General features: G+C 69.4%; 5 protein-coding genes and 1 pseudogene. 1 reads left to right on the top strand and 5 read right to left on the bottom strand.

Annotated features, from left to right (window positions below; translation table 11 throughout):
* The first annotated feature begins 116 nt into the window (after positions 1-116).
* Positions 117-1,349: a YibE/F family protein gene (locus tag CQY20_RS33000; protein ID WP_097945426.1), complete on the top strand. Its 1,233-nt coding sequence runs from the start codon at positions 117-119 to the stop codon at positions 1,347-1,349.
* A 1-nt stretch (position 1,350) separates the two neighbouring features.
* Here the strand turns inward: CQY20_RS33000 and CQY20_RS32995 are convergent, their stop codons facing one another.
* The 5 genes and pseudogenes from CQY20_RS32995 to CQY20_RS35070 all read right to left on the bottom strand — a co-directional run.
* Positions 1,351-1,695, bottom strand: coding sequence for a nuclear transport factor 2 family protein (locus CQY20_RS32995; protein ID WP_097945423.1), 345 nt, complete (start codon positions 1,693-1,695; stop codon positions 1,351-1,353).
* Between the two features lie 17 nt (positions 1,696-1,712).
* A complete protein-coding gene (locus tag CQY20_RS32990) occupies positions 1,713-2,474 on the bottom strand; it encodes a maleylpyruvate isomerase family mycothiol-dependent enzyme (protein WP_097945420.1) in 762 nt (253 codons plus the stop codon).
* A gap of 56 nt (positions 2,475-2,530) precedes the next feature.
* On the bottom strand, positions 2,531-3,847 hold the full coding sequence (locus CQY20_RS32985) for a cytochrome P450 (protein WP_097945417.1): 1,317 nt from the start codon (positions 3,845-3,847) through the stop codon (positions 2,531-2,533).
* 38 nt (positions 3,848-3,885) lie between these two features.
* Complete coding sequence (locus tag CQY20_RS32980) at positions 3,886-5,211, bottom strand: UDP-glucose dehydrogenase family protein (protein ID WP_097945414.1); 1,326 nt, start codon at positions 5,209-5,211, stop codon at positions 3,886-3,888.
* Positions 5,212-5,285: 74 nt separating this feature from the next.
* Positions 5,286-5,848: pseudogene (locus tag CQY20_RS35070) on the bottom strand (DUF7159 family protein); the annotation flags it as partial.

Genomic DNA, 5,848 nt, shown 5'->3' with positions numbered 1-5,848 from the left:
TCGTCACCCTGCCCTGGGCCCGCGACCTCGCCAACGCCATCGAACGCCTCGGCAACTTCCTCACCAGCTACCGCCAGTAGCGGCCGCGCTCAGATCGGCGCTCTACCCTCGTGCGGGTGACGCACTCGCACGCCCACTCGCACACCGTGCGGGGGCCATCTCCGTTGGGGCCGTTGGCCGCCAAGATCGTCGTCGGCGTGCTGGTGGCCGTCGGTGTGGCGGTCGTGGCGGGTGCCGCCCTGCTGTGGCCCAGCCAGGAGAAGGTCGACATCCCGCTGCCGTTCCAGAACGCCGCGGGCGGTGCGGTGACCACCGAAGCCGGAGAGGTCATTTCGGCCGGGCGGGCCGAATGCGGCGGTCCCGATGTCGGCGCGGTGATCACCCGGCCGCCTGCCCCCGCCGAGGCTGCCGACACCCCCTGCGTGCACGTGCTGGTGTCGATCGGGTCCGGGCCGAACGCCGATGCGATGACGGTGCTGGAGTTCAGCAGCGGCCCGGGGCAGCCCACACTCGCCCCCGGGGACCACATCCGCCTTAGCCGCCAGGTCGACCAGGCGGGCGTGACGACGTATGCGTTCTACGACTACGAGCGCACCTGGCCGCTGGTCGCGCTGGCCGCCGTATTCGCCGTCGTGATCGTCGCCGTCGCGCGCTGGCGCGGGTTGCGTGCGCTGTTCGGCATCGTGATCGCGTTTCTGGTGCTTGTGGTGTTCCTGCTGCCGGCGTTGCGCGACGGCGCACCCGCCATCCCGGTGGCCCTGGTGGCATCGGCGGCCATCCTCTACGCGGTGATCTACCTCGCGCACGGTGTGAGCCTGCGCACCAGCGCCGCCCTGCTCGGCACGTTGACATCTTTACTGCTGGCCGCCGTATTATCCTGGGGCGCAATCGGACTCGCACACCTAACCGGATTGTCGGAGGATCAGAACAACGAGGTGGCCGCCTACCTGGGGCAGGTGTCGATTACCGGTCTTCTGTTGGCGGGGTTCATCATCGGCTCGCTCGGTGTGCTCAACGACGTGACGGTGACCCAGGCGTCGACGGTGTTCGAGTTGGCCGAGGTGAGCGACGACCGGTCCCGGCGGGCCATCTTCCTCGGCGCTATGCGGGTGGGCCGCGACCACATCGCCAGCACCGTCTACACGCTGGTGTTGGCGTATGCAGGCAGCGCGCTGCCGCTGCTGCTGTTGTTCAGCGTGGCCAACCGGTCGCTCGGCGACGTGCTGACCAGTGAGACGGTCGCCATCGAGATCGCCCGCTCCGCGGTCGGCGGTATCGCGCTCGCGCTGTCGGTGCCGCTGACGACGGCGATCGCCGCGGTGCTGGCCAAGCCGCGCGGCGCGGCCTAGCTCAGCCCGCGAGGTCCTCGTCGGACAGGTCGGTCGCGGCCAGCGCGGAGTCGAGGTCGGCGTGCCGGAACACCGACGTGACGTCGTCGTGCACCACGCGGAACGCCCACGCCTGGCCGTCGGTGTGCTCGGCGACGACGACACCGTCGTGCACGTACATCCGGCCCACCTCGACGGTGCCGGTCTGCGCGGCGGCCCATTTGAGCAGCGCGTCATGTCCTTGGCCCGCACCGGTCGCGTCGCCGATCTCGATGTCGTCGCTGGACAGTTCGACCAGGGTGTCGAGGTCGCGCTCGTTGAGCGCGTCGTGCCAGGCGAGGACGGTCGCGATCTCCGAAGTCGTCATGCCGGCAACGTACCTGCTCAGAACGGTGTGCGGGCCAACCACCCGTCCCACACGGCCGTGTCGCCGAACACCTCGATGTTCCCGTCGGCGGCCGACTGGCGCCGCACGATCGCCAGCAGCAGATCCTTGGCGGTTCCGCGCAGCGCGGCGTCGCCCTTGCCGTGTTCGTGCGACCAGGCGATGCCGTCGTCGCCGCCGGTGATCGTCCACTCCCCCGCAGTACCGAGGCCGTCGTCGGTGGCATGCAGGTGCAGCGACTGGTCACGGCCCAAGGGTCGTTCCGAAGTTGCTGTGCCCGTGGCGGATTCGGCGACCACGCGTTCCAGCCACTCGTCAATGGCGTCGGCGGCCACTGCGGGTCCTATCTGATAGTCGGCGCCGAGCGCGATGGCCGCGTCGGCGCGGTGCACGGTCGCTTCGTGCAGCCGGCGCCGGATCCACCACTGCGCAGGCTTGGGGCCGATGAACGTCCACACCGGCGTGTGCGCGCCGACGGCGGCGACCGAGTCGATCAGGAGCCGGACGCCGTCGTTAAGCCACTCGACGGCCCCATCGGGATCGTCCGGCGGCTTGCCGTTGGGTACTTCCCGGGGATCGAGCGGCTGCCCGCGTTGGTCAGCGACGATCTGCGCCGCCCACCTGTTGCCGCGGCCGACGTGGCGGAACAGCTGTTTGATGGTCCAGTCCGGACAGGTCGGAACCGGTGTGGCCGGGTCGGCGGTGCCGATCAGGTCGCCGAATGCCTTGGTCTCGTCGATGAGCGCGGCGCGATAATCCACGCTTCGAACCTAACTCAAGGCCCGACGCGGGATCCGAATATGGTCGACGACCGGGGCTAGCCCGACGAACTCATCGCGGCGTCGCGCGCGTCCAGCGTGATCGGCAACGACGACCAGCCGCGCAGCACCCGGGTATCGCGCCGGGAGCCGCTTCCGGCAAGCCGGGCGTGGGGGAAGCGTTCGAAGAACGTGCGTAGCCCGACTTCGCCTTCGGCGCGGGCGAGCGCGGCACCGAGGCAGAAATGCCTGCCGCCGGAGAAGGACAGGTGCTTGCCCGCGTTGTCGCGTTCGATGTCGAAGCGGTGCGGGTCGGGGAACACGTTGGGGTCACGGTTGGCCCCCGCCAGGTGGATGATGACTGTTTCGCCCTTCTGCACCCGCATGCCCGCCACGTCGACGTCCTTGACAGCCGCCCGCGCGGTCATCTGCACCGGCGATTCCAGCCTCAGGATCTCCTCGACGGCGTTGGGCCACAACTCCGGGCGTGCGGCGAGCGTTTCGAGGTGTTCGGGCGCGTCCAGCAGCATCCGAATTCCGTTGCCCAGCAAGTTGACTGTGGTTTCGAAGCCTGCGGCCAACACCAGCCCGGCGAGCGCCTGCAGTTCTTCCTCGTTGAGCCGCGGCCCCTCCTCCGATGCTCTGATGATCTGGCTCATCAGATCCTCACCTGGCGCACCGCGCAGTTCTCGCAGGTGTCCTGCGAGCCAGCCGTTGAAGCCGGCGATGGCCGCCTGCACCTGCTGGTACTGCTGCCATGAGACGCCGATGTCGAGGCTGGGCGCGCCCAGTTCGCCGAAGTGCAGGATGCGCGGGCGGTCCTCGTCGGGGACACCGAGGATGTCGCCGATGACCGTGACCGGAAGCCGCGAGCAGTATTTGTCGACGATGTCGACGACCGCGGCGTCATGGCCGTCGAGGTCGTCGAGCAGCGACGCGGCGGTCTGCTCGACCCGCTCCCGCAGTGCCGCAACGGCTCTCGGCGTGAACACCGACGACACCAGCTTGCGGTACCGGGTGTGGGCGGGCGGCTCGACCGACAGAAGCGACGGCGGCCGCAACGGGTGCAGCAGGCCGGGGTCGGTCTTCTTGGCGATCCAGCGCAGCGGCCGAGGCAGATTGCTGCCCTGCTCGAGGACGGAGAAGTCGTCGGAGCGCAGCACCTCATGCGCGACGCCGTGGTCGAACGTCAGGAAAGCCGCCCGGCAGCGGATGAGCGAGCCGCGCTTGCGGCACTCGTCGGCGAAGGCGCCCGGATTCTCCCGGACCCACGGGTCGGCGATCAGCCTGGCCTGCGGATCGCCCCTGCGAGCGCCCAGCTTCGAAACGCCGCTGATGAAGCCGTGCAGCGCCATCCAGCGGATTCGTTCCTTCATGACCCGAGCCTACGACCGACGGCACTGTTATACAAGCGTCAAACAGTAGCGCTTCTGCCCAAGGCGTGCAGCCGCCAGCCGGCGTCGGTCCACTTCGCCGCATCCAGGCAATTGCGGCCGTCGACAACGACTTTCGCGCGCACGGTGTCGGCGAGGTCGTTCGGATCAAGCTCGACGAACTCGCGCCATTCGGTGAGCACCAGAACGGCGTCGGCGCGTTCACACGCATCCACGACCGAAGTCGAATAGTTCAGCGTCGGGAACAGTCGCTGGCTGTTCTCCATCGCCCTGGGGTCATAGACGTTGACGGTCGCGCCGTTGAGTTGCAGCATGCCTGCCACGTTCAGCGCGGGTGAGTCGCGCACGTCGTCGGATTCGGGTTTGAACGCCGCGCCGAGCACCGCGATGTTGGCCCCGAGCAGCGACCCGCACGCCTTCGTCGCCAGTTCCACCATCTTGCTGCGGCGCCGCATGTTGATGCTGTCGACCTCGCGCAGGAACGTCAGCGCGTGGCTGGCGCCGAGTTCGCCCGCGCGCGCCATGAACGCGCGGATGTCCTTGGGCAGGCAGCCACCGCCGAATCCGAGGCCCGCGTTGAGGAATCGTCTGCCGATGCGCGGATCGTGGCCAAGCGCGTCGGCCAGCAGCGTGACGTCGGCGTCGACGGCTTCGCACACTTCGGAGATAGCGTTGATGAACGAGATCTTCGTCGCCAGAAAGGCATTGGCCGACACCTTGACCAGTTCGGCGGTCTGCAGGTCGGTCAGCAGGAACGGAACCCCCTCGGCGAGCATCGGTGCGTACAACTCGCGGATCGCCGCTTCGGCCCGCGTCGAGTCCGGCTGCACGCCGAGCACGATGCGGTCGGGGTGCAGGGTGTCATGTACGGCGAAGCCTTCCCGCAGAAACTCGGGGTTCCAGGCGATTTCGACATCGACACCGGCGGAGGCGATGCCGCGCGCACGGGCGCCGAGCTCGGCCGCGGTGCCCACCGGAACGGTCGACTTGCCGACGATCACCGCCGAGCGCGACAGCCGCGGCACCAGGGCGTTGATGACGGCGTACACGTGGCGCAGGTCGGCGCCGTACTCGCCCTTCCTCTGCGGGGTTCCGACGCCAAGGAAGTGCACATCGGCGAACTGCACGGCCGCGTCGTAGTCCGTCGTGAAGCTGAGCCGTCCGGCATCAATGTTGTCCTGCAACACCTTTCGCAGACCCGGCTCGTAGAATGGGATGTCGCCGCCCGCCAGCTTCGCGACCTTGCCAGGATCGATGTCGACGCCGAGGACCTCGTGTCCGAGTTCGGCCATCCCCGCCGCGTGCGTCGCTCCGAGATAACCCGTGCCGAATACCGTGCATCGCATACCGCCTCTCTAGGCGGCCGCGATGAGCTAACGGCTACGCGACACCGAGCACCAGACCAACGGAAGGTGACCGGTTAGTGCCGCCCGCCCGTGCACAGGCCGAGCACGCAGATCGTCGGGCCACCGCCACCGCCGGAGCCGCCGGAACGCGACCCGCCGGGATAGCCGCCCGACCCCGATCCGGGGTAGCCGCCCGAACCTGAACGGGGATAGTCGCCCCTGCCGGAGCCGCCCGAACCCGGGTAGTCGCCCGAGCCGGAACCCGGGTACTGCCGCGGCGGGTCGTTGTCCGGCGGGCTCCACGGCGGCTGCCACGGTGGCTTCTGCGGCGGGTCGTCGTTGTGCCACGGCGGGACCCACAACGGGGGCCGAGGCTTCTGCGGGATGTACACCGGGGGCCGCGGCGGGACGTACACCGGCGGGTTGTACACCGGCGGCGCGACCACGGGCGGCGGCAGGACCGGCGCTACAGGTGCGGCCGGCGGGGGCGCCGGAGCCGGTGCGGCAGGCGGCGGTACCGCCGCAGGCGCGGGCTTCTCCACGAACACCGTCCGCGGCGCGGGCGCCGGGGCCTGCTGGACGACGGGAACGGGTGGCTTGATCGTCTCGGCCGGCGGCGGTGGGGCGGGCGCAGGCG

The organism is Mycolicibacterium agri (genome assembly GCF_002553505.1).
Lineage (GTDB): Bacteria > Actinomycetota > Actinomycetes > Mycobacteriales > Mycobacteriaceae > Mycobacterium > Mycobacterium agri.
Note: the sequence above shows the minus strand (reverse complement) of the source record. Positions and strands in the feature narration are given on the sequence as shown.

Bases quoted from the DNA above. Each gene is read 5' to 3' on its own strand.
- CQY20_RS32995 (WP_097945423.1), bottom strand. From the start codon at position 1,695: ATGACGACTTCGGAGATCGCGACCGTCCTCGCCTGGCACGACGCGCTC.
- CQY20_RS32985 (WP_097945417.1), bottom strand. From the start codon at position 3,847: ATGAAGGAACGAATCCGCTGGATGGCGCTGCACGGCTTCATCAGCGGC.
- CQY20_RS32980 (WP_097945414.1), bottom strand. From the start codon at position 5,211: ATGCGATGCACGGTATTCGGCACGGGTTATCTCGGAGCGACGCACGCG.